The organism is Bifidobacterium sp. C0047B3 (assembly GCF_056590535.1).
This window is the reverse complement of the sequence record NZ_JBWPWH010000004.1, coordinates 26,983-51,328: the sequence shown is the minus strand read 5'-3', so window position 1 is coordinate 51,328 and position 24,346 is coordinate 26,983. Positions and strand designations below refer to the sequence as shown.

The window sequence follows — 24,346 nt, the reverse complement described above, 5'->3', positions numbered from 1 at the left end:
AAATGACGCGTTAATCTACTTCAAAAAAATCTCAATAGACTAACGCGCCAATTATTCTACATTAAAAATGCGCTATTTCACTAACCGACGCCTCATTGGAGGAATCCCGCCATGTCGCGCCCCACCAGACATTCTCCCATGCTTAGGAACTATAGATGAAAAACGACCGAACGATAAACCTGAAGCAAATGTTAACGTAATAACAGCCAGAAGTATCACAGTTACTGAAGAAGCACCAGTAACGGCAAGTGATGTTGGAATTGTACTACTTTGATTAGCATAATTCTTATTAGCATTTTCGTTGCCATTTGTGCTGTCGTGTTGATTGGAAGCATTATCATTCACATCATTTTTCGAATCAGTTGAATCATCACTGCTAGCCGTTTCATCACTGCCAGTTTTACTATGATTTTCTTCTACATTTTCTTTGTTTTCTTTATTATTCTCCTCATTTTCATCATTTTCATCATTCTTAGAACGATCCTCGCCGCCAGAAACTTGCACAGTCTCTCCTTCTACACCCAATGCGTGAGTTGCTAAAGGATTACCCTGAGCATCGTAAACTTCAGCTTTCCAATAAACAGTTCCTTCATGATCTAATGTAATATCCGCAGAACTTACAGAGATAGAAGACTTTTTACTTTCTTCAGCTTGTTTATCTGTAATATTTACGCGAGATTGAGGCATTTTTTTCTCAATTTCAGCAGATACTACAGTTTCCTTAGTTTCTTTAGTCTCCTTAGTTTCTTTAGTTTCCTTAGTTTCCTTAGTCTCCTTAGCTTCCTTAGTTTCAGAATTACTGTTTTTTGTAACGCTATTCTTAGCATCGCCATTCTTAGTTTCGCTATTTTTAGTTTCACTATTCTTAGCATCACTATTCTTAGCATCGCCATTCTTAGCTCCACTAGAATCACTCTTATTTTCCTTACCATCTTCATACTCGTATGCGCTAAACACTACGTAACTTCCTTTTGGCAACGTACCAGTAATACGAGCATTATCGTGGAACTTTTCACCAGCCTTAACTTTTTCATCGCTTACTCTAGTTGTAACAGATACAGGAGTAGTTAAAGCATTCGGTTCAACTAAAGCACGACTCCACAATCCGTCATACGCGGATTTATGAGCTAAAGCGCGCGAAGAACCAGGAAAATCATAAACAAACACATACCATCCTGACTCACTATTTTTATTAGCGCGAATATGCACATTATCCTTCAAAACTTTCGGCTCCGAAGAAGATCTATTTACGCCATCAATAGGACGCGTTGTAATGCTTCCATTACCAACCTTATAAACTCCATTTACAGCCGGAACTTCCCAATTACCAATTAAACGATGATGCGCATCTTCTTTTGGCTCTTGCTCTGCCGCTTCACCTTTAGATCCAGGCATATACTTTTCATTATCTTTTTTAGTGCTTTTTTCACTACCTTCTCCAGCCCACCAAACGCGGATATGCGCCTTTTTGTCACCATTAAAACCATATGATTCATTACCGTTAAACGTTCCATATGTTTCTGGAAGACCTCTTACAGTGATTTCATTAACAATTTCTGCGCCAATACCAACAATTTTCTGTTTTGTAACAACATCAGAACTTACAGTTGATTGGTATACAGAAGTAGAATCTGCAGAACCAAATACTTTCACAACTTCATCATCTAATTTATCTGCATCTTCTTTTTTCTGCGCATCACGAGAAATAATCCAAACCCATGTGCCAAAAAGACCAGCTTCATTATCAGCAACTTTGTAATCTTCAGCTTCCTTCAAATCTGATGCACTAATATCACCACTTGCACGTTTAGCCTTAGCATTCACACTTTCGTTAGCTTTAGAAAAGTCAGCTTTTGACGCAGCAACCTGTCGCAAATCTGGCAAAGCTCTAATACGCTTCAAGTATTGAACTGCAGATTCGCCATTGTTACGTTGCCTAATTTGCAAAATATCTTTAGCAGATCCAACGAAATAATATCCTTGCGCATGCAAAGTAACTCCGTTTGACCAACTATCTTTTGCTTGCACTCCACTAGTTATTGTGCTATCGACCTTCTCACCCACACGCAGCTCATGTTTTGCAACTTTTGAAGTAAGAGTTGGCTGGAAACTGTCTTTTACTCCAAACGAAATTCTTTCGCCATATTCAGCATCGTGAATAGAGCGTATTTCGTCTTGATGTTTAGGTGAATAATATCTTTCAGCTTTAGGAGCTAAAAATACAATTTTAATTTTGGCGGTACCATTTCCTTTAGACTTCCAAGGAATATTCACTATTTCATCTTTTGACTTTAATTCAACAGATCGTTTACCATCATTAAATTCAACTAAAGCGTTTTCAGATTCGATTTTAATAGGAACATCTTTAAGAACATGATTCTTAATATTTTTCACTATCACTTGCACAACTCCAGCATGCTTTCCTGAAGTATACTCTTGATTAACTTCTAAGTTCATAGGAGTATCATTTTCGGCTGTTTCCCACAAATTCTTAGCTATTTGCTTCAAAGTATCAGTGGAGATATCTTCAAAACCGTTGTCTACAGCTTTTTTCCACTCATCTTTTTTAATATCGAAGTGATCATGAATTGCAAAGGCCATAGCCGCTTGAGTAAATATATTGTTATCAGTGCTATGAGTTTTTATCATTTCTGCAGCAATGCGCCAATCTTCACCTAATTCTTGTCTCCAATCATCTGTGTCACGTCCAAAATCTACACTTGTTTCAATACAATAAGATACGTTCTTTTCATCATCCCAATAATTTACTGTAGGACCAAGCTTTCTGCGAAGATAACCAGGCTTAAGCCATTCTATTTTGTCTGAAACTTTATAAAGTACTCCAGGCCCCTCATGATAACCTAAAGCTGACTGCGAGCAGAACATAATAGGAATTATAAAAATAGAAGCAAAAAATGCTGACAGATTACGAGTAGTTTTACGCTTCATACTAGTGCGCATATTGTTATCACTATGAACACTATTATGCTTCCCCCCATACTTTTCCATAAAAATCTCCTTTACCCAACCCTTTAAATATTTGTTTTGAACACTTTTAATAAGCGCTCATAGGTCAACTATGAGCTTAAAGAAAGTATGAGTAAATATTTTTTTAACATTGTGGTTAAAAGCTTGAGCAAGAATACGAAACTATCCACAAATCCACAATTTTTTCTTTTGCTATATTATTTTTTATTTCTAAGTAGTAAAGTAAGCACATTTTAATTGCGTATTGCACATTTTCTATACGCAATTGATAAAACAAAAACAAAAACTCCGGACTGCAAAAAGCAATCCGGAGTAACTTGCGGAGTCAGAGAGATTCGAACTCTCGAGCCGCTTACGCGACTAACACCTTAGCAGGGTGCCCCTATCGGCCACTCAGGCATGACTCCACTTGTTTACTGTACATAACAGCAACAGATTGACACTATAGCACCTCTTAAGGACTGTAAACAAGCTTGGCGACACACTTTAAAATAAGATTTAATATAAAAATGCCAAGTGCTACATAGGATTATTATCCCCAGAGAACGTTACAACTACAGCCAGCATAACAAGAATTATTCCTGCAATATCAGTCAATGTTGGAATTTCACCAAATCCCATTCCAATAATAACCGCGATTGCAGGATACAATGCTTGCATAACAGAGTATTTTGCAGAACTAACACGTTTCAATAAAACTTGATCAAGCAAAGTTGGGAAGAAAGAAGCACATATTGCAATCACTAGCATTAACGCAAGTAAAGCAAAAGAACCACCAGGACGAGCAGCCCAAGTAGCTTCCGGTTTAGGCGAAATAACATGCTGAATTGCAGGAACTGCAAGAACAACAGACTGCAGCAACCATCCAATAAGAGCTGCAACACTTACACGGTCAATAGCGTGCGAACTTTTTGCCAACATGCGACCTGAAACAATATATAGGCCCCACATTGAACCGCCAACAAGAATGGCAAATAAGCCAATTAGAAAATGCGGACTTACTGAACTATGCATAGAAGCGCTAGCTAACAACATAATGCCACAAACAGCAATCACAATTCCCACACGCTCTCGCCATTCATGACCTGTAATAACAGCCACAAGCAAAGGACCTATAAATTCTATAGTCACTGCAACACCAACAGCCATACAACTAATAGCAACATAGAACATAGTGTTCATAGCAACTAACGACACACCAACAGCTGCAACAATTCCCCATTCTCGTAGCGTTTTTGGCAAAAAACTACGTTTGCTGCGAGAAAATGGTCTCCTCCAAGCCAAAAGCAATAATGTCATAAATCCTACGCGATACCACACTGCGTACAGAGGATCCAGTTGGCTAAAAGCTACTTTTGCAACAGAAGTTGCTGTATACACCATTGAAGCCTCAATGACGATAATAAGCAGCACTGGCATGCGATGTAAAAGATTGACAACAAATTGCTTCATAGCAACAACCCTACATTAATATTTAGTCGACATACGCTTTTTTGCAAAAACATTAGTTTTATACGCAAAAATTTTCCACAAAATCGAACGTTTGTTCTATTATAAACTTATGAGTACAGCACCGAGAGTACAAGCAGCGAAACGTGATTGGGGGCACGACACCTCAGGTTGTAACATACTTCACGTCGACATGGATGCATTTTATGCTTCGTTAGAAGTTGCGAGACATCCAGAGCTTAAAGGAAAGCCGCTTATTATTGGCACAGGAAATCGTGCTGTTGTTTCTGCAGCAAGCTATGAAGCGCGCGCTTACGGCGTTAATTCCGCTATGCCGGTTGTTAAAGCTAGAAATCTTTGCCCACAAGGACTTTTCTTGCCAGTTGACATTCCTTATTATTCAAGCGTTTCCAAAAGTATTTTTGAAAATATTTTTTTGCATATTACTAATCAAGTTGAAAAAGTTTCTGTTGACGAATGCTATATGAATGTTAAATCGGCTTTATTACAGTGGAAATCGCCTGTAAATATTGGAACTTGGGTACGAAAAGAAGTATTTGAAAAGTATCATATTACATGCTCGGTTGGTATTGCCAGCAATAAACTTATTGCAAAAATGGCTTCAACTAACGCAAAACCTAACGGAATGCTTCTTATTCCACAAAAATGTAATGAAGATTTTGTGTCAATAATGCCTTTGCGTGCAATACCAGGAATTGGCTCATCTTTAATACATAAACTTGAGGATTGGGGCTTATCTACTGTTGCATCTCTTAAAAACGTTGACGAAGCAACGCTTACTCGCATAGCAGGTTCGCAAATTTTAGCAAGAATGGTATATCAATCAGTTAGAGGCATAGACGAGCGCACTGTTACTGCGCATGCGCCTGAAAAATCTATTGGAACTGAGCGAACTCTTGATGCAGACACAACGGACGAGAATGCTGTTAAACAATTACTGCAGCAATGCTGCAGCGAAGTAACTCAGCAGTTGCGAAACAGAAAGCTTATGGCACGCACTATAACGCTAAAACTGCGATTTAGCGATTTGCACTATGTTACTAGATCTTCTACTTTGCAAAATGCAACTGATTCAACACATGAATTTTACGAGCATGTCGTTGTTTTGCTTTCTAAAGCTAATCCAACTGTGCATAATTACATTCTTGGAGGCAATAACACAAAGCTTTTAAGCCCGGTTCGTTTGGCGGGCATTACAGCGAATAATCTTGTGCCAGCAAATAAGGTTTCACTCCAGCCTTCTATAAACGATATTATGGAGGAAAATACTCGCGAATCTAAAAATCCTACGCAAAACAGCATGTCCGCAATGAATAAAAATACTAGATTACGTCACGCAGAACACGCTTTAGATGCCGTTCGCAAAAAATATGGCAACAACGCGGCTCATATTGGATTGTAAACTCGCGCCACACTAAGCAATACTTTACAAGTAATTAGCTACTTGCTTTATCTGAACGCGAAGGCAGTGCAGCTACGCGAGCTTCGTCCCATCCGGAAGCTCCAGCATCTGTAGCTCCTCCCAAATCTCCGAGCTTGTCGAAATAATCAACCGCAGCATCGCGGTACCACTCCCAGTCTTCTGGCAAATCATCTTCGTAAAAAATGGCTTCTACTGGGCAAGCTGGTTCACAAGCTCCACAATCCACACACTCGTTTGGGTTAATATAAAGCGTTCGATCGCCTTCATAAATGCAGTCCACAGGGCATTCATCAACACACGCTTTATCTTTTACATCAACGCAAGGCTCTGCGATTACATATGGCATAACGCCCTCCTTTCTGCTTTTATGCAACTTTTCTATTATAGAACATTTTTGAAAAGTCTATGACACAAAAAGTCGGCATGCGATATAAACGTATGCCGACTTCTTGCTAAATAAATAATTTATTAATTTTAATTATTTTGCGAGGACGCAGCAGCAGCCTCAGCTTTAGCTTCTGCACGAGCCTGCTCTTCTGTTTCTCCTTCAGCTACCTTTTCTGCAGCGGCAGCATCTTGAGCAAACAAAGTTTCAACAGGAACACCGAGCTGCTTAGCTTTACGCATTTGCCTACCAAGTAACGAATTGCGGTAAGAGTAGCCGAAGTACACAGCAAAACCGATTGCCAGCCACACTGCAAAACGAATCCAAGTCAATACAGACAAGTTAAGCATGAGCCAGAATGTGGAAAGCGCTGCAAACAGAGGAAGCCACGGATTGCCTGGAACGCTAAACGAACGGTGCAAATCAGGCCTACGCATACGCATAATCGGCACACCAGCAGAAACAAGCAAGAACGCAGAAAGCGTACCAATGTTCACCATGTCGGAAAGAATGCCAATATCGAGAGTGGAAGCAACAACTGCCACAACAATGCCGGAAACAATCTGAAGCCTTGCAGGAATACCACGCTTGCTTACCTTAGAGAAGCTACGTGGAAGCAAGCCATCGCGGCTCACAGCGAAGATAATACGTGTAAGACCGAGCAAAAGAACCATCACAACGGTTGTTAAACCAATAACAATGCCGAGGGAAATAATCTTTGCAGCCCAAGTAGCGCCCACAAGTTCGAAGCTTGTGGAAAGCGAAGGAGATGGCTGATTTGCCAAATCCTTGTAGGAAACCATACCGGTTGTTACAACTGCGACGAGAATGTAAAGAACGGTAACAATAAGCAAACCAAGACCAATGCCTCGTGGAATGTTCTTGTGTGGATCCTTAGTTTCTTCTGCTGTTGTTGCAACAACGTCAAAACCGATGAATGCGAAGAACACGAGTGCCGCGCCGGAAAGAATGCCAGGAATGCCATAAACGGCTGGCTGCATGCCAGTTACCCACTGCCACAGAGGCTGGCTCATAACGCCAGAAACTTCTATTCCCTTTACGCTTGCAACGTCAGTTGCAGGTGGCACAAATGGCGTAAAGTTGGAGGCTTTAATGTAGAAGAAGCCCACAACAACCACGAACAGAACGATACCAATCTTCAAGATTGTTAAAGCGCCGTCGAAGCGTGCAGAAAGCTTAGTTCCAAGAACAAGCATAGTTGTAAAGAATGCAACGATTATGATTGGAGCAACATCAATATTGAAACCACCTAAGTTAAAACTTGTGGTCATACTCAAACCGAAAAGCTTCATTAAATCGTTAAGATAAACGCCCCAATACTTTGCAATTACTGAGCCAGCCATCAGCATTTCCAGGATCATATCCCAGCCGATAATCCAAGCAATAAGCTCACCAACTGTAGTATATGTAAACGTATAAGCAGATCCAGCAACTGGGATCATTGAAGCAAATTCTGCGTAGCACATTGCAGCAGAACCGCACACAATACCTGCAATAATAAAGCTAATAATTACAGCAGGACCAGCATGGAATGCTGCAGCTTGAGCACCGACAGAGAAAATACCGGCACCAACTGCGACAGCAACACCCATAACTGCCAAATCCCAAGAATTTAATGTACGTTTAAGATGGCGTTCACCATCCATAGTCTCAGCGATAGTCTGTTCAACAGACTTCTTTCTCCATATTTGCATAATAAACGCACTTTCGTTGAGGTATAGGTATAAAGGTATGCCGCAATCAGAAGCGAATTAACAAATTTGCGAAACAGTTGCGACTTCACCTACATAAAATTTTTACTTAATTTCCTTTATTTATTTCTGTAAATGTAATTAAATAAAAAATTTATATAGATAATGTAGGTAAATATTACACAAAACATTGCTTATACGGTAGTTTTACCGTGTGTTCCTTTATTATTTGTGAAAATTTAAATAATAAACTTATATATTACTGCATAAAACATATTATATTCGTAAAATTTTCAGTTTATAGAAATATTTATTACAACAGGTTCAGGAATAAGCGTTATGCCAAACTTATTTTTTACACCGCTGATAATAGTTTTTGCCAAATTTGCAATGTCGTCACAAGAAGCATTGTTACGATTAGTGAGTGCCAAAGTATGCAATGAAGAAAGCCCTGCAGGAGAAGGTTTCCCATTTTCTATAAGCCTAAAACCCTTATGGAATCCAGCATGATCAATAAGCCAAGCTGCAGAAGTTTTTATGCCATGCGATCCATCTTGCATAACAGCGTCAAATTTAGGAGCATCTTCTGGCAAAGCATCGGCTTGACTAGTGCTAAGTATTGGATTCATAAAGAAGCTACCGCAACTATGACGATCACTGTAAGTATTATCGCCCTCTAAAAATTCACCAGTAACATAGTCTTCACTTTGCAATCGCAAAGCAAATTCAACACCTTCAGCACACTTTGTGCCACGCATCCACAGCTTATCGTAACGAGAAGCATCCTCAAGCATGCCTTTAGAAGCACGAACGCGCAAAACTTCACGACGTATTACTGCTGTTTGCATGCGCTCGCCCAATTCTACGTGCAAAGCCTTAGCTAATTGGGAATGAGAGACAACTCCGGTTGAATTATGTTTCAAACAAAAAGTAACAGACAGCACAACGTAACGAGGAGTAGGAAAATACGAGTCCGCAGGAACTCCCGCTGAAGAGTACATGCTTTTTTTAAGCAATGAAGTGCGATACCCAAAATTTAAAGCATCCTTTTGCAACTCCATAGTTGATTTTGTTTCGCGATCCCAAACTTCTACGGAAGTAACACTTTGAGATACTTCTTGACCATAAGCGCCAATATTTTGTACAACCGAAGCTCCAACAGTGCCAGGTATGCCAGAAAGACCTTCTACGCCCTCTAAACCAAGAGAAATCGTATGAGAAACAAAATCATCCCAATTACAACCAGCTTCAGCGTTAATATGCACTAAATGAGCACCGCTTTGTAAATCAATGCCATCTTCTGAAGGTGCTGCTTCATCAAGCACATGAATATCGCGTCTAGCATCTCGCACAACAACGCCGTTGAAGTTCTCATCGCTAACAAGCATATTAGAGCCGCCGCCGATAACACATAAAGGCAAACCAGCTTCATCAGCATCTTCTACCGCTTCAATAACCGCAACGCGACTTTTTGGCTCTATAAAACGCGCAATTTTGCCACCTACGCCAACAGTTGTTATATCTGCAAACGATGGATTATTTACTAAAGATGCTTGCATACTCATGGTTTAAATACTAACAGTAATAAATAACAAAAACCCCGCATCGAGCGGGGTAATAAGAATAAAATCTGCGCAACTGAAACAAGCTCAACAAGCCAAAATCGTGAGCGCAGTAAGCTGAAAATTCAGCGAGTCTCGCGATGAAGCGTATGCTTGCCGCAGCGTGGGCAGAACTTGTTCAACTCAAGACGATCAGGCGTATTGCGACGATTCTTCGTCGTGATGTAATTACGCTCTTTGCACTCCGTGCATGCCATCGTAATGCCCGGACGGATGTCGGCGCTCTTGCTTGCCATTTCGTTCACCTCTACAATTCATTATTGGCCAGCCAGTCTCCTACTGGCCGTTGTAGCGAGGAAGAGACTCGAACTCTTGACCTTACGATTATGAGTCGTACGCTCTAGCCAGCTGAGCTACCCCGCCAGAGAGCCTCGAGTGAGAATCGGACTCACGACCTCTTCCTTACCAAGGAAGTGCTCTACCACTGAGCTATCGAGGCGTGGCGGGTAGTGGATTCGAACCACTGAAGCACGAAGCGGCTGATTTACAGTCAGCTCCCTTTGACCACTTGGGAAACCCGCCAGCAGTCTCCGTAAGAAGTGAACTTCAAACGGCAACTTTGTTATTTTGCCACGAAATCGCGACTAATGCAAGATTAAGACACGCCGAAAGCAAAACTTTTATGCAAAAAAGCTAGTTATTTAGCGAAAAACCCTCTTTTTTTAAATTTTCGCAAACTGTCAAAACCCTGTCATTAGCCTCGCGCTCGCCGATACTAATGCGAATACCTTCACCAGCAAAAGCGCGAACAGACAATCCTGCAGCAATAAAATGTTCTGTTGCTCGCTCGGTATCTGCACCAAATGGCATCCAGAAGAAGTTTGCGTACGCATCCTCAATATTCCAGCCTTGCTCGCGTAAAGCTTCAACAATGCGCTCGCGCTCAGCAACAAGAGATGCAACACGAGTATCCATCTCCTTGCTTGCGTCTTCTTCCAAAGAAGCCAAAGCTGCTACTTGCGCTATTTGAGACACTCCAAATGGAACAGCAACCTTGCGCATACCGTCTACAACTTCAGCCGGAGCAATACCATAACCAATGCGCAAACCTGCCAATCCATAGGCCTTGGAGAACGTTTGAGCAACAACTACATTTGGATACTCATGGTACAGTTTTACGCCATTTGCAGTGCCTTTTGCTGTATTAAATTGCACATAAGCTTCGTCAATAAGCACAAGAACGTCGCTTGGCACAGCATCTAACACCTTACGAGCTTCTTCTTCGCTAAGAGCAGCTGAAGTTGGGTTATTAGGATTATTCAAAATAACCAAACGCGTGCGATCGTTAATAGCTGCAATCATAGCGTCAATATCGTGGGAACCATCGGCACGGTTAGGAATCTTAACGCTTGTAGCACCAGCTCCCGTTACAATAATCGGGTAAGCTTCAAAGCTTCTCCAAGGATATATGACCTCATCTCCCGGGCCTGCAACTAAGTCAACAAGCTGCGTAATAACTTCCGTAGAGCCGCAACCAAGCACTACTTCGTCTGCAGTCACACCAAAACGCTTAGCAAGTTCTTCAACAACTTCTGTGCCACGCATATTAGGATAACGGTTTATTACATTAAGCGCGCGATTTGAAATCGCTTCTTTTACGCTTTGCAAAGGCTCATAAGGATTTTCGTTACTCGAGATTTTATATGCACGAATGCCGTCCAATTTAGGAGCTGGCTTACCCTGCTTATAGCTAGGAATCGTATCTACAATATTGCGATGTTTGTATGTCATACTTCTCCATCATACTCCACACATGCCTTAACTGCGCAATAGCAAAAACGACCAAAACTACGCACGCATGTAAAGAAACTGCCGCTTCCAAGCGAAAATCCGACCAAAACTTTACACCCACGTAAAGTTTCTGCCGCTTATACAAATATTCCACAGCGCATTCTTACGTAACGCAATAAAAAACGCTGGGAACAACGTTTCCGTCATTTCCAGCGTAAGTTTTATTGCTTCAACCTGCTAAATACTAGCCAAGAATAGCAAGCACGTCGCGAGAAGACACGATTAAGTAGTCCTCACCTTCGTAATGCACTTCAGTTCCGCCGTACTTGGAATAAAGAACCTTGTCTCCAACCTTAACGTCCATAGGAATGCGCTCGCCCTTATCGTCGCGACGACCAGGACCTACTGCAAGAACTTCACCCTGCTGTGGCTTTTCCTTGGCATTATCTGGAATATACAAGCCAGAAGCAGTTTGAGTCTCTGCTTGAGCTTGCTTAACAATAATCTTATCCTCCAACGGTGTGAGCTTAATCGACACTGTTGCCACCCCTTTCATAAGAGATATTAATTTCGTACGCAAGAAACAATCCGACGAGGCTGACGATCACGTCCGCAACCGCACTTACGCTCTGTGCCTCATAATACCGCGAATTTAGCACTCTAACAACTCGAGTGCTAATCTTTTAAGAAAATTTTTAGAAAACTCTTTAGTTTAATTGAAAGTTTAATGTGCGTGTATTGGTTTTATTCGGTGAAATATTCTTCATATTAATCCATTCTCGCTTGGCTTGGCGCGAGTTTCGGGGGATTTCTCTCCTCGCAAGTCCCGTCCTTCGTCGCTTTGGCTGTTAGAGGCTTTGCTGTCTGCTTTGTTCTTAAAAGAATGTTGCTTCCTCAGTCCTCTTTTATTGCTCGTAGAGAAATCCCCCAAACTCTGCGTGTTTAATCGTTAATAACCGTGTCTATCGCAGAGATTTTTCGATTTTTCTTCTTCGCTTGGCGAATCAGCAGCCTGCGGCTCTGACGTTCGCCGCGCTCAGTGCGAAAAATCTCAAATCTCTACCACACTGGTATTTGCACAACTCAAGCAACACAATTAAACAAAAGTTCCGAACCAGAGGCGTATGGCAGCTTTATCAATGTGTGCAGCAGCAAAAATGCACGGACATTAAATCACTTATTACTGCTAAACACGCACATTAAACCTTCAAAAGCACAACCTTCAGAGAAGTACCCACAAGATTTAAGCATTGCGACGAGCAAGAACATCGTGCAAATTTGCCACACCGAGTGAGTCTTCAGAACTTTCTGGAGCATCCACTTCGCTTACTTTTTCTTTTTCGTGGAATTGAGAAGAGTTTGCAGCAGCAAAATTAGTATCGGCAGTAGCGTTAGTAGCGTTAGCATCAGTACCAGCAGCGTCAACAGCATTAGTAGCTTCAGCAGCGTTAGCAACTGGCACGGCTTTAACTACTTGCTTAGTTGACTTAATTTCCAAACTTTCTGGAGCACGAGATGCCAAATTAGCATTACGTGAATCAGACTTAGTTTGTGAACCAAGCGAGAATGAAATTAAATCTTGATTAGAATTATAGTTTTGCTTCGAAGTCATAGAAGCATTAGAAGAATCGAATGCGTCTTTATTTTCCGCTTCAACGATATTAGATTCTTTAGATTCTTTAGATTCAGATTCTTCTTTATACAAACGCTCACGCAACGCTGCATTGCGCTCTTGCTCTGCACGATGTAACGCAACACGAATTTCGCTCTGCTCCATAACCGAAGTTTCAGTATTGTCACGAGACGCGCCATTTCGAACAGGCACTACAGTTTGAGATACAGAATACTCAGCATTGTCGTTTTGAGAAATCGCATCATAACTGTTAATTTCCCCATTAAAATCAGAATCAGATGCAGAAGAATAATCTTTCAACTGGCGTACAACAGCACTGTTGCGGCGTTCACACAACTCATCCTCAGTTTTGCGTTTCGAAGCAGCACGCATTTTTGCAATGCGAGCCTCCCACGCACGAGCATGCTTAGAAGCACGAGCTCCAAAATAAAGCACTACTGCCAACATAGCTCCAGGAATAAGAGCAAAAACTGGAGAAAATATGCCAGAGCATCCTGCTAAGAATACTACAAAAGTCAAGGCAGCAAGCGCAGATACCAACACACAACGACGGCGTATCGCAGCACGCCTAGCAGTGCGAATGCGCGCAATATATTCAGGAGTTAGTGTTCGTTTTTGTTGTGTCGGTTGCATACAAGCCCCTTTTGCCAACATACCAGTACCGTCGCAAATGCGCGCAGTACTCCACTCACCTACAAGATGGAGTGTTGGTGAAAACCTATCCTCGCGATGTTCAAGCATAGACTTCATGCCGTTAACCGTGCGTTTAGGCAACCACCCGAACCATAAGGCTACGAGGATGACTAATACGAGTACCGCACTCACCGATTCATAACCCATAACTATTAATATAAGGAAGTCATAGGATGTGTAGCAACATAAACATTTCGGCGTGTCGCCAAAATGTGGGATTATTGCGCGCGCCATCACACAATATGCTGTACCGCAATCATTCACTAAGCAAATTTAACACCTATAATAACTGTCATAGTATGTACTAGGATATGTGAAGGAACAGTAAGTTTCTACTTACGTGCTCGTGTAACTTCGGAGGGACTTTTGCCTACTTATCATTATCGTTGCAAGCAATGCGGATACGATTTTTCAGAACATCAATCATTTTCGGATGACCCTATTACCATTTGCCCTCAGTGCGGAAAAGATGCAGTACACAAAGTGTACTCCGCTCCTCCAATCAACTTCAAAGGCAAAGGTTTTTATCGAACCGATAAATGATTTTGTAAAATCATAAATATTAATTATTGTTTAAATATTGCGCGCTAATAGGTTTTATCCACAGCGCGCAATTTTTCTTGCTCTTGCATTTTTTATATTTCAAAATGCAAGTATGAGCATAAATTTTTCTTTATTTAAATCTCAAAATAACGCAAAAAATAGTGCGTTATTGCAGCGAAGGCAACGCGCTTTCGTGCGGAAAATCATTATTGTGCTATGTGCTGGAATGATGGCTTTACTCGTTGTGTCAACTATTATTGACTCACAAGAAACTCAAGTCATAGCAGTAGCTAAACACAATATTCAGCAAGGTTCACGCGTTAGCGTAAAGGATATTGCATACGTTCGAGTTCCTAAGCATAAAGTATTTAATCAAGCGCTATCCAATAATATAAGCGCGAATGCTTCTATTATTGCAACATGCGAAATACGTAAAGGCATGCCAATTTTGCAAACGCTATTGAGTAAAATTCCGCGCATTCCAAAAGGATTCACTTCTATTACAATTCATCTAGCTAGCGCAGATCACACACTGCTTCCTGGCGAAAAAATTGATTTAGCTTTTAGCAAGCCTGTACAAGATGAAGAAATTTCTAACTCTCAAAATGCAGAAAGCCATAACAGCGAAAAATCTAAAAGCAGCACCGCAGAAAATGACGATAAAAACAAAAACCACGATATTGAGGAAAACAATATTGCAGAAATTGACGAACGCTATGTTAGCGTAGTTCATAATGTTATGGTGATGCAAATAGCTCAAAGCACTCAAGCTTCACAAAATCAGCAGAATACTACTACTCTTGCTATGCCTGCTGCAGATGCCTTGCGGTTATTACAAGCTCAGTCTGCAAATCCTTCTTTAGCAATTGTTGCCATGAAATTGTCACAATGAAAAATTATTGTGCTACTTCTATCGTATTTCAAGCTCAACTAATACGCTCGGAAAATACAGCCCAGTGAGGCGGCAATTCGCTTAAAATGCGATTATCGTCGTCTTGATTGCGCTGTTGCAAAGTAAGCTCGTCAGAAGGCTCGAGTTTAACGCCATCTGCATCAAAAAGCTCTGAGCCTTCGCGAACAACCCTAACCGACCTACGTGGAGATCTTCTATTGGGATCGTATTTACTCATTCGTTGTCACCATACAATTCCCCGAGACGAGAAACAACACGATCAACCTCTTTTTCAGGATTGACAAAAGCTCCAACGCTCCACACTGTCATTACTGACCAGCCCAAGGATTCCAAATCCTGAATAATCATGCGATGACGTTCACGAGTTGATTGCACGCTCATAAATTGCGCATCATCCGTAAGAACAGCAATAGCAAACGGCTTATCCGCAAGTCCAACTACTAGAGGAATTCTAACGTCATTATCGAAGCCATAATTGACTGCAACTTTTAATCCACGCGAGCGAATACGCTCAGCTAAATCAGTAAATAGCACATTCCTTTGTGCAGATTCTGCAGCAATTTGCGCTTCAACATCGTTAGAATCTTCTGGACGAAGCGGCTTATCACTTAACTTCTCAGCCCATTGCAAAAGACTCTTCAAAAGCTTTGGACCATCTTGGTGCAAACGCTCATCTTCCATATCTTTAGACGTAAACGCACTAACAATATCTAGATGACGGCGAGCTAGAGCCAAAGCATCAAGAAGCATACTGCTTCCACCTTCTTCTTCAAGCAATCCAAACTGCTGAAGAAGTCTGCCGTGAGATGTTTTTGCATAGCAAAGCGACATAATTACATCTGTTGCTATTGCTCCAGAAGCTTCATTAACGCCCAAAAGTCTCACGTGTCGCAAGAATCTAGCCATGTTTTCGTCTTTAATAGACAAAGACTTCAGCTCCGCTCCCAAACGACTACGGAAAACGTTTGTCAACGTAACTACAACAAGCACATAGCTTGAAGGAACAACCGTAAACGTATTTGCACGCTGACGAATAAGCTCAACTACTTCATCAATTTCACGCTGGCTGCTTTCAATAAGCCCAGAAGACATTACTGGAACTCCAGTTGCTTCAATTTGATGCAAGCGAACTTTGCCTTGCAAACGCTCAACAGGAACGTCGTGACGCAACTTTCCGTAACCATGTTCTTCCAAGAATCGCGCTAAACGAAGCGAGCGCCTTGTTGCTCTAGAAACTACTGTTACAGATGGTAGTAATGAAATAAGCGAACGCAAGCTTTCAGAACTTACTGTTTGCTTATGCGCTAAAACTACTACTTGACGAGCACGAGACAAAATAGATAGCAACTCAATATTTGATATATGAGATGCTGAATCAATTATTACAGTATCTGCAATAGGTCTCAACGGAGTCATCATAGTAAGAGTAGATGGCATAGCTACAAGTATTGGTTTCGCAGCCAACACAAGTTCCGCATAATTGCGCAATAATTTATTAAAAGTAATTCCAGAACGGTTTCCGGCAAGCATAGTATGCAATTGATTAGCTTCTTGCGTATGCGAGAACAATAAATCACACAAATGCTTCATAGCTTCTTGCTGAACCATTGGACCGATTGAACGCACATGTTCTGTATCAACTTGCACGAATCGATCAGAAGCATCTTGCATTGCTGAGCCATCTTGGTGAGAAATAATTGCAGAAGAATTAACAATATCTTCAAAAACAGTAGTCCACCAAGCTAATTGCAACTCACCGTCAATTGCATTACCTGTAACGTTGCGACGACGCAAATCGCTAACTAAATCAGATAAGCCAGCTTTGCTGAACTCGCGTTCCAAATTGCAACGACCAGGGAGAGTATCTAGAGATGCTCTGTCGTCATGCAAATCTTGCAAACGAGCTTCGAGCTGCGCAAATTCAATATTTTCAAGATCTGCACCCTTAAGAGTTGTTGCTAATACTGCATCAAGAGCAACTAAATGCCTTGCTAATAACTCTTGAGTATTTACAATATCGTCCAATTTTGGCGGCAAAACAGGCCATCCGCCGTGAGGCACGAAAGTACGCCACTGAGCTGCTTGCTGCGCAACAATCTTTAATGCCTCATGCAAATCATCGACTTTAGCTCCAACTCTTAGCAAGCTGCGCGCTTCACGAACATGATGCCTACGTTCCCAGAAGCCCATAACTGTGCCTTCGGCTTTACGCTGAGCTTTCGGCTTACTTGCTTCAATCATTGCATCTAAATCGCGCTCAAAAATTTCAGGCTGGAATACGTCAAGAACACGTCGCAAATTCTTGAGAACTGTAACTTGACGACTCCACTCACGAGCTGTCGTTGGCACAGGGAAGCCACAGCTTTGCACAGTGCTTTTAACTTGTTCTCGAGTTGCTGGAAGAAGTTTAAGAAGCACGTCTACAACACGCTGATATACAGATATAGCTTCATTTTCGTCAAATATTGACGCACCAAACCAAGGAGTGTCTTCAGGATTTATCCTAAACTCTCCAAGCTCATCGGCTTGGTGGAATTTCTTCGACCACTCTTCAATATGACCGGTCATAGCGTGTGCTGCAGCAACATCTAAACGCACATGCGTAGACGGATGCGTTGGGAACATTGCAATTGCTGCAAGATTCTGGATTGTTTGGTATGCAGATACTCCCCAAGTTTCGTTAATACCGTGAAGATCGCCTAAATAACGAGTAAGGCGAGAACGCACTCCGACCAACTCATCTGCAACCTGCTCAAATCGCGAAGTCGCAATACTATGTCTAGCGCCAACTGCTGCAATCAACTGCGCATCGACGTGCTTAGCAATATGACCATCCGCAACATCTAATGCTAATGAGGAAATTTCATGCGTATTCAACGTGTAACGGAAACGCCTCTGCTGCTCAACAACATTAGGCACATATAGCACAGAACGTCCTGCAATCACAGAACGAGAAGCGATCGCAGCAGCAATTGCAGCTGAATCCGAGCCCGAATCAATATTCACGAACAAAGAGTTTCCAGATGCAACAAGTTCCGCCGCATAACGCACAACGTTATCTACTTCACCAACTTCGCATTCGCTATGAGGATCTGCGTCGAAAGGACTATATTCTGGCTTATTTGCAGACTGGAGCTTATGGATAGCTCGATCGTCGCCAGCCATAGCGTCAATCATTGCATTTCCAACATTGCCAGATTGCAAAGCGTTAATAATTTGTTCACTTTCTGCTACAAAACGCGAACCAGCATCTGTAAAGCAGCCAAGTATAATATCGCGCTCAATATCAAAATCTGGGAAAGCTGAGCGAGCTTGCTTACAAATAGCATCAAACACTACAGAAGTTTCTGGTGTGCCACTTTCATATTGAGATCCGTCGAATAAAACATCTTCCCTAAGTTGAACACCGCGCTCACTTAAACGCGACACAAGCGAATTGTTCAGCCCAACACTTCCAGAGAAGTAAATAGTGGCGGAGGTTTCATCTTGATTAGTGTCACGAACCACTTTCACAGGATACGTAAGAACAGGCACATGGTTGCCATTCCACGATGCAACACCGACTATTAAAGAAAGCTCAGAAACGCCACTTTCGTGCGCTTTTGCGTCTCTATCTTCAAAAACTCGATCTAGCCTTCGCCCAGCAGCTCGTAACATTCCAGCGTCTCGGAATAAAGATTTTAATGTTACTTTTCCGCTCGCAAAAAGTTGCGCAATTCCGGAAGGATGAGCATGCGTTAACTCTAATTGTGCAGCAAGTTGCGTTATATCTTCTAGTGGAGAAGGAGATAGTTGAGCCTGATATTGCTGCTTCCACTCAACTATGCGTTGTAAAGCGTTAGTACGAGCGCTGTTGGTATTATTAGAGCCGGATTTTTCCAAAGAATCATCTTCTGACGTAGTATTTTCGACTACTGCATCGGTAAAAACTTGCTGTGCCGAATCCTGCTCCACGTTGTTTGTATCACTCATATTCCCACCCTGCTTGCTTACTGTTCAATAGCTTTGCGATATGCACTATAACCGCTGTTTCTAGCTAGTGCAGCATCTACTTCAGAATTACCTTGAGCTGCGAGCCACGCGTATAAGTCATCGTACAAACCAGTGTTTGCAGCCAAGAACGGAAGCAATTGCGAATATTGCGCCATTTCAAATTGCTTTGAAAAATCGCTACTTTCTTCAGCTTCTTTTGACGTAAATCCGCCGGCTTCCACTATATTTTCTTGAGAGTCAAATTCGCCTTTTGATACTTTTTCAAATACGGAGCCTGGCTCAAATGCAGGTGTGTATGCCGCATCGGAATTGTTAATATCGAGATTGTTAGAATCGAGATTCGTAGTACCAAGATTCGTAGTACCAAGATTCGTAGTACCAAGATTCGTAGTACCAAGATTCGTAGAGCTGAAACTATTAATATCGAAATTATTAGAACCTGTATTTGCAATATTAAAAGCTGAAGAATCGGCAATATTTTCACCAAAAGTTTCAGTTGAATTCAATGGAGATGCTGAAAATTCTTGAGAACTTTCGTTTTGCAATACATTTGGTTCTGTGTTAACTGGCGTAACTGGAGAAACCGTATTGACTTGAGAATCTTGAGCAGACGGATAATCTTGAGCAACTGAATCAGATTGATCAACAGCAGAAACCGTGTCAACCGCAGAAACCGCAGCAACCGTGTCAACCGCAGAAACCGCAGAAACCTGATCAACCGCAGAATCTTGTTGCGAAGGCTCTTCTTTAGTTGCACTTTCTTGCTGAATTGCTTGTGCGTCTTCAAATAAATTACGCGGCTCTACAGGAGTTTCCTGCTGCTCTCGCATAACAGGCAAAGTTACATCATGATTGATTGGAGCAACTTCTGTTTGCGAATCATCATTGAGCTGAGTTTGATTTTGCATGCCTTGTTTCCAAGACAATCCAGGATGCGAAACTGATTGAGCGCGGAAAACACCTGTTGGCTCGCCAGCGCGCAAATCAAGAATTTGATCTACCGATAAATCTGAAGCTGCAGGCTCATCATGCGAATCATCTGTAGCATAAGAGAACAGATTGCGCACTGCGTTATCTTTTTCAACTTCAGAAGATTCTTCTTCTACACGCACAAAATCAACAGGAACATCGCCGAATTGCATGCGCATTAAGCTATCTGGAAGCTGAAAATCGACATTAGGCTCTAACCGCAGCAAATCACCATTTGCGCTGACTAGATATGTGCCATTAGTTGAATTTAAATCTCGTATTGTTGCCACGCCATGCATGTCTACAATTAGCAGCGCATGCCTCTTTGACATAGAACGTTTGTTATCTACTATGTCGACGCGCGTGAAACCATCTTCACGCAACGGGCGTATAGGCTTTCGACCAATCTCTACAGACTGACCTGCACCCACACGTGCCTGCTCGACACCACCAACTGTAATCATCCAGCGCTGCACGGTTTGTCGCTCACTCACGTGATCTGCTCCCTTCAAAAAACACACTACTTACTATTGTGTCATGCTTTGTGTATATTGCGCTAGTATTTGTTGATTTTAAGCATAAAAAATAACAAAAGGCTCGGAAGAAATACTCCCGAGCCTCGAAAGTGCGATATTACCACCCGTCCCTAGCGGAAAGTAACAGCGCAAAGCACTCAGCATTAATCAGTTAACGAAGCATGAATCAATAGTAAAAAAGGAAATTTTGGCAAACTACATCAACAAGCAAACGCAAACCAATTAATTGCTGTATAAGACTAAAAATCTACACAGCGCGCCAAGCACAAAATTTTTATAAAAGCACTTAGTCTAGCGCACCTTTTAGCACACTAGACTAAGTGATTCACAGTAAAATCGACTCAACGATCAACCAGTAAGCTAAAGCTTAAAATGATTCATCGCTGAATCAGCTTTTAGCTTAGTGACGGATCTTGCGAAGAGCAGCACCCATGCCAGCAAGCACAGAAGCAGCAACAGCAGCCATAGCTACAGCAGCACCACTCTTAGGAAGCTGAGCGGCAGCAGAGGCAGATGCACCGTTTGCGTCAGCAGCAGCATTGTTCTTGTTGTTCTGCTGAGCAGAAGCCTTGCTCTTATCAGCACCCTTCTTAGCAGCAGCCTGAACAGCAGGACCGAACTTACCACTCACAGCAGCAGCATAAAGCTCAGCAGCACCTGGAACAGGGTTGAAGCTCAAATCCAAAGGATCAGCAGTCGTAACTGGTGGCAACAAAGATGGGTTCACGCCAGCAGCAACAGCAGCATTATACGCATCCTTGTAAGCCTGCAAAGCGGCCTCATAATCAGCTTTAGCAGCAAGAGCAGCTGCCTTAGTGTCATTGTACTTAGTCTCAGCTTCACCATAAGCAGTATTTGCGCGCTCCCAATGAGCAGCAGCACGATCCACGGCATCAGCTAAACGCTGCCTCTTAGCAGAATCATTCACACCAGAAGCATCGAATGCATCCAAAGCAGCCTGAGCAGCCTGCCAAGCAGCATAACGAGCATTCAACTCAGCCTGAGCCTTACGGTAAGCATCCTTAGCGGCATAGAAAGCCTTCTTAGCCTTAGCGAAAGCATTATCAGCATTCTGCAAATTCTTAGCGGCATCGCGGACATCATCAATAACACCCTGCTGAACCTCATCCTTAGTTGGGCCAGTGAAGTCCTTAAGATTATCCTGTGCCTTTTCCAACTTAGCCTTAGCAGCAGCCAAGTCAGAATTTGCATTCTGCAAAGCAGAATAAGCTCCATTCTTAGCAGTAAGAGCAGTAGTCTCAGCCGCAGCAGCCTTATCATCAGCATCCTTAGCAAGAGTTACAGCAGCGTCAGCAACATTCTTTTGTTCTTGAGTAGCATCTTGTGGCAAGTCAGCCTTAGCCTTATTAGCAGTCTTAAGAGCTTCACTAGTTTCCTTGTGCTTAGCTACTGCCTTGTCGTAATCCTCAGCAGCCTTATTATACAAAGCCTGCTTACCAGTTTCTTTATTGTTAACAGCATCGAGAGCTTTATTATAATCAGCTTTAGCATCGTCAACGAAAGCAGTGCACTGTGCAGCTGTCTTGCCCTTGCAAGGATTGGTATCACTCACAGCCATTGCTGGAACAGCAAAAGCGAAACCGGAGAGGAGGGTGGCGCCAGCAGCGAATGCGGCGATAGCCTTCTTATTCAACATAATATTTTCCTTTCTTCTTCTCCTTCGTGCTAGGTACACGAAGAAAAATCTGCTGTGCAACTCCAAACGGAGCCACACACGCCCGTCAACTAGGAATGACCGGCGTTTGCTATTAAGATACCCCCCCCCCGTTCGCAAAAGTCAAGAGCCAACACGCAGCTCATTAACAAAAAACATCGATGTTTTTGCGGAAATATTTCAGTTAAACTATTTTCAAGAGTAAAAAATACAGTATTACGCGTTATTTTTCGTAAAAATGTCAATTTCAAGGTTTTTAAAGATTTTTCTCAGAAAACTCTCAGGAAACTCCTGAATACTCCCCCAGCCAGACGCAAAACCGTTGCAAAACCGCCATTCTCACGCGACACGCCAACAGTCCACTTCTTGCGTGTCGTGCGGCGGCAGAAACTTTACAGCGTTGTAAAGAAAAGGTCGGTTACGCACCAAAAAACGGCAGAAACTTTACGCGAGTGTAAAGAAAAGGTCGGTCACGCGCCTTAATCCGGCAGAAACTTTACAGCGTTGTAAAGAAACGGTCGTTTGCGCGCAAAATAACGGCAAAAACTTTACACGGGTGTAAAGAAAAGGTTGAGACGCAACAAAAAAGGCGGCAGGAATAATCCTACCGCCTAATTTTCACTATGTACGCACGCATAAAACTGCGTTACGCGCAAAGCAACAAAAAGTTAGAACTACTTAAGTTCAACGGAAGCGCCAGCCTCTTCGAGGGCAGCCTTAGCCTTCTCAGCGTCTTCCTTCTTAGCCTTCTCGAGAACAGCCTTTGGAGCGCCGTCAACGAGAGCCTTAGCTTCAGCCAAGCCGAGGTTGGTCAAAGCGCGAACAGCCTTGATGACTGCAATCTTCTTGTCGCCAGCAGCGGTGAGAACGACGTCGAACTCGTCCTTCTCTTCCTCAGCAGCGCCAGCAGCAGCTGGAGCAGCGGCAACAGCGGCGACAGGGGCAGCAGCCTCGACGTCGAACTTCTCTTCAAAGGCCTTGACGAACTCAGAGAGCTCAACGAGGGTCATTTCACCAAAAGCTTCAAGAAGCTCTTCACTAGTGAGCTTAGCCATAATTGGCTTCCTTTCTTACTTGGCCAGGCACACGGTGTGCCTTACGACCATAACATTTTTATATTTGGTTGGTCTCATGCAGCAAGCTGCAAGGGAATCAAGCGGCCTTTTCCTGCTTCTCGCGCAAAGCGTCGATTGTACGAACTGCCTTGGTTGGCAATGCGTTGAACAGGTAGGCGGCCTTGGACATGGTGCCCTTGAGCGCGCCGGCCATTTCGGAAAGCAACTGTGGGCGAGACTTCAAGTCTGCAAGCTGCTTTGCACCTTCGGCATCGTAAACAGTTCCATCTGCGAAACCGCCCTTGATGACGAGGGCTTTATTCTCTTTGGCAAAATCACGCAAGGTCTTAGCAGCCTCAATGAAATCACCCTTAACGAAGGTGACTGCAGTTGGGCCGGCGAGAAGCTCGTCGAGACCTTCAATGCCCGCTTCCTTAGCAGCAATACGAGCAAGCGTGTTCTTAGCCACAGAGTAGGAAGTATCGCGGCCTAGCTTTTCGCGCAGAGTAGAAATCTGCGGAACGGTAAGCCCGCGGTACTCGGTGAGGTAGATAGCGTCTGCATTACGGAAAAGTTCCGTAAGCTCGGCAACTACCGCTTCCTTTTCGGGCCTCTTCATGGCGTTCCTTCCTAAATTGGCCGTAGGTGAAAGAAACGCATCAAGCTTAATTAAACAGAGCAACAAAAAAGCCCTGCGCACTGGCAGAGCAACATAAAAAGCACACTAAGTGCTAAATAAAACTTACAACATACTAGTTGTAAATCATCGCTCAACCTGTGCTGGCATGACACATCAATTTCAGGAATTTTTAATTCCGCCAACGGTCTGTGGTTTACGTTGGGTAAGTTTAATACGCCCTTAAGACAATGTCAAGAGAAATACTATGAAAATAAAATAGAAATAAAAAAGAGGGCATGTAATTTACATACCCTCTAATTTTTTAATTTTTGCTTTTATATTTTTGCTTCACAAGTTCACTACTTGTAAAATGCACTCTTACATTA

18 protein-coding genes and 4 tRNA genes are annotated in these 24,346 nt (G+C 42.5%); 3 read left to right on the top strand and 19 right to left on the bottom strand.

Going from position 1 to position 24,346, the window contains the following annotated elements:
• Positions 1-72: 72 nt before the first annotated feature.
• The 3 genes from AC1EKT_RS05005 to AC1EKT_RS04995 form a co-directional block, all read right to left on the bottom strand.
• Positions 73-3,009 (bottom strand): peptidase, encoded by a 2,937-nt coding sequence (locus AC1EKT_RS05005; RefSeq protein WP_481616224.1) that lies wholly within the window; start codon positions 3,007-3,009, stop codon positions 73-75.
• Between the two features lie 299 nt (positions 3,010-3,308).
• Positions 3,309-3,395 (bottom strand) — tRNA-Ser (locus tag AC1EKT_RS05000).
• Between the two features lie 112 nt (positions 3,396-3,507).
• Positions 3,508-4,440, bottom strand: a complete 933-nt coding sequence (locus tag AC1EKT_RS04995; protein WP_415683282.1) for an EamA family transporter — start codon at positions 4,438-4,440, stop codon at positions 3,508-3,510.
• Between the two features lie 109 nt (positions 4,441-4,549).
• Between AC1EKT_RS04995 and dinB the strand changes: the two genes are divergently transcribed.
• Positions 4,550-5,860, top strand: coding sequence for a DNA polymerase IV (gene dinB / locus AC1EKT_RS04990; RefSeq protein ID WP_415687216.1), 1,311 nt, complete (start codon positions 4,550-4,552; stop codon positions 5,858-5,860).
• 34 nt (positions 5,861-5,894) lie between these two features.
• Here the strand turns inward: dinB and fdxA are convergent, their stop codons facing one another.
• The 10 genes from fdxA to AC1EKT_RS04940 form a co-directional block, all read right to left on the bottom strand.
• Positions 5,895-6,227 carry a ferredoxin gene (fdxA, locus tag AC1EKT_RS04985; protein WP_415683280.1) on the bottom strand — a complete coding sequence of 111 codons (333 nt, stop codon included), beginning with the start codon at positions 6,225-6,227 and terminating at the stop codon, positions 5,895-5,897.
• A 128-nt stretch (positions 6,228-6,355) separates the two neighbouring features.
• Positions 6,356-7,981 carry an APC family permease gene (locus AC1EKT_RS04980; RefSeq protein WP_415683279.1) on the bottom strand — a complete coding sequence of 542 codons (1,626 nt, stop codon included), beginning with the start codon at positions 7,979-7,981 and terminating at the stop codon, positions 6,356-6,358.
• Between the two features lie 290 nt (positions 7,982-8,271).
• Positions 8,272-9,543, bottom strand: coding sequence for an FAD-binding protein (locus AC1EKT_RS04975; RefSeq protein ID WP_481616203.1), 1,272 nt, complete (start codon positions 9,541-9,543; stop codon positions 8,272-8,274).
• 122 nt (positions 9,544-9,665) lie between these two features.
• On the bottom strand, positions 9,666-9,836 hold the full coding sequence (gene rpmG, locus AC1EKT_RS04970; RefSeq protein ID WP_004105548.1) for a 50S ribosomal protein L33: 171 nt from the start codon (positions 9,834-9,836) through the stop codon (positions 9,666-9,668).
• 53 nt (positions 9,837-9,889) lie between these two features.
• Positions 9,890-9,963, bottom strand: a tRNA-Met gene (locus AC1EKT_RS04965).
• A gap of 4 nt (positions 9,964-9,967) precedes the next feature.
• Positions 9,968-10,039 (bottom strand) — tRNA-Thr (locus AC1EKT_RS04960).
• Between the two features lies 1 nt (position 10,040).
• Positions 10,041-10,122, bottom strand: a tRNA-Tyr gene (locus AC1EKT_RS04955).
• Positions 10,123-10,233: 111 nt separating this feature from the next.
• A complete protein-coding gene (gene hisC / locus AC1EKT_RS04950; protein WP_415683277.1) occupies positions 10,234-11,331 on the bottom strand; it encodes a histidinol-phosphate transaminase in 1,098 nt (365 codons plus the stop codon).
• A gap of 244 nt (positions 11,332-11,575) precedes the next feature.
• Complete coding sequence (gene groES, locus AC1EKT_RS04945) at positions 11,576-11,869, bottom strand: co-chaperone GroES (RefSeq protein ID WP_004114319.1); 294 nt, start codon at positions 11,867-11,869, stop codon at positions 11,576-11,578.
• Between the two features lie 705 nt (positions 11,870-12,574).
• Positions 12,575-13,714, bottom strand: a complete 1,140-nt coding sequence (locus tag AC1EKT_RS04940) for a hypothetical protein (protein ID WP_481616204.1) — start codon at positions 13,712-13,714, stop codon at positions 12,575-12,577.
• A 309-nt stretch (positions 13,715-14,023) separates the two neighbouring features.
• Between AC1EKT_RS04940 and AC1EKT_RS04935 the strand changes: the two genes are divergently transcribed.
• Positions 14,024-14,200 (top strand): FmdB family zinc ribbon protein, encoded by a 177-nt coding sequence (locus AC1EKT_RS04935; protein ID WP_004574103.1) that lies wholly within the window; start codon positions 14,024-14,026, stop codon positions 14,198-14,200.
• A 112-nt stretch (positions 14,201-14,312) separates the two neighbouring features.
• Positions 14,313-15,092 carry a CpaB family protein gene (locus AC1EKT_RS04930; RefSeq protein ID WP_481616205.1) on the top strand — a complete coding sequence of 260 codons (780 nt, stop codon included), beginning with the start codon at positions 14,313-14,315 and terminating at the stop codon, positions 15,090-15,092.
• A 34-nt stretch (positions 15,093-15,126) separates the two neighbouring features.
• Here the strand turns inward: AC1EKT_RS04930 and AC1EKT_RS04925 are convergent, their stop codons facing one another.
• The 6 genes from AC1EKT_RS04925 to rplJ all read right to left on the bottom strand — a co-directional run bounded on the left by AC1EKT_RS04925 (position 15,127) and on the right by rplJ (position 23,960).
• A complete protein-coding gene (locus tag AC1EKT_RS04925) occupies positions 15,127-15,330 on the bottom strand; it encodes a hypothetical protein (protein WP_004109746.1) in 204 nt (67 codons plus the stop codon).
• Complete coding sequence (locus AC1EKT_RS04920; RefSeq protein WP_481616206.1) at positions 15,327-19,085, bottom strand: helicase; 3,759 nt, start codon at positions 19,083-19,085, stop codon at positions 15,327-15,329. Before AC1EKT_RS04920 ends, AC1EKT_RS04925 begins: the two co-directional genes overlap by 4 nt.
• 17 nt (positions 19,086-19,102) lie before the next feature.
• Positions 19,103-20,569 (bottom strand): variant leucine-rich repeat-containing protein, encoded by a 1,467-nt coding sequence (locus AC1EKT_RS04915; RefSeq protein WP_481616207.1) that lies wholly within the window; start codon positions 20,567-20,569, stop codon positions 19,103-19,105.
• A gap of 442 nt (positions 20,570-21,011) precedes the next feature.
• Positions 21,012-22,268 carry a hypothetical protein gene (locus tag AC1EKT_RS04910; protein WP_481616208.1) on the bottom strand — a complete coding sequence of 419 codons (1,257 nt, stop codon included), beginning with the start codon at positions 22,266-22,268 and terminating at the stop codon, positions 21,012-21,014.
• Positions 22,269-22,960: 692 nt separating this feature from the next.
• Complete coding sequence (gene rplL / locus AC1EKT_RS04905) at positions 22,961-23,341, bottom strand: 50S ribosomal protein L7/L12 (RefSeq protein ID WP_119487302.1); 381 nt, start codon at positions 23,339-23,341, stop codon at positions 22,961-22,963.
• Between the two features lie 97 nt (positions 23,342-23,438).
• Entirely contained in the window at positions 23,439-23,960 is a 522-nt protein-coding gene (gene rplJ / locus AC1EKT_RS04900; protein WP_012913809.1) for a 50S ribosomal protein L10, read from the bottom strand.
• Positions 23,961-24,346 lie beyond the last annotated feature (386 nt).

Excerpts from the sequence above, each read along its gene's own strand:
- AC1EKT_RS05005 (WP_481616224.1), bottom strand. The coding sequence starts at position 3,009 with ATGGAAAAGTATGGGGGGAAGCATAATAGTGTTCATAGTGATAACAAT.
- AC1EKT_RS04995 (WP_415683282.1), bottom strand. The coding sequence starts at position 4,440 with ATGAAGCAATTTGTTGTCAATCTTTTACATCGCATGCCAGTGCTGCTT.
- dinB (WP_415687216.1), top strand. The coding sequence starts at position 4,550 with ATGAGTACAGCACCGAGAGTACAAGCAGCGAAACGTGATTGGGGGCAC.
- fdxA (WP_415683280.1), bottom strand. The coding sequence starts at position 6,227 with ATGCCATATGTAATCGCAGAGCCTTGCGTTGATGTAAAAGATAAAGCG.
- AC1EKT_RS04980 (WP_415683279.1), bottom strand. The coding sequence starts at position 7,981 with ATGCAAATATGGAGAAAGAAGTCTGTTGAACAGACTATCGCTGAGACT.
- AC1EKT_RS04975 (WP_481616203.1), bottom strand. The coding sequence starts at position 9,543 with ATGAGTATGCAAGCATCTTTAGTAAATAATCCATCGTTTGCAGATATA.
- rpmG (WP_004105548.1), bottom strand. The coding sequence starts at position 9,836 with ATGGCAAGCAAGAGCGCCGACATCCGTCCGGGCATTACGATGGCATGC.
- hisC (WP_415683277.1), bottom strand. The coding sequence starts at position 11,331 with ATGACATACAAACATCGCAATATTGTAGATACGATTCCTAGCTATAAG.
- AC1EKT_RS04940 (WP_481616204.1), bottom strand. The coding sequence starts at position 13,714 with ATGAAGTCTATGCTTGAACATCGCGAGGATAGGTTTTCACCAACACTC.
- AC1EKT_RS04930 (WP_481616205.1), top strand. The coding sequence starts at position 14,313 with ATGAGCATAAATTTTTCTTTATTTAAATCTCAAAATAACGCAAAAAAT.
- AC1EKT_RS04925 (WP_004109746.1), bottom strand. The coding sequence starts at position 15,330 with ATGAGTAAATACGATCCCAATAGAAGATCTCCACGTAGGTCGGTTAGG.
- AC1EKT_RS04920 (WP_481616206.1), bottom strand. The coding sequence starts at position 19,085 with ATGAGTGATACAAACAACGTGGAGCAGGATTCGGCACAGCAAGTTTTT.
- AC1EKT_RS04910 (WP_481616208.1), bottom strand. The coding sequence starts at position 22,268 with ATGTTGAATAAGAAGGCTATCGCCGCATTCGCTGCTGGCGCCACCCTC.
- rplL (WP_119487302.1), bottom strand. The coding sequence starts at position 23,341 with ATGGCTAAGCTCACTAGTGAAGAGCTTCTTGAAGCTTTTGGTGAAATG.
- rplJ (WP_012913809.1), bottom strand. The coding sequence starts at position 23,960 with ATGAAGAGGCCCGAAAAGGAAGCGGTAGTTGCCGAGCTTACGGAACTT.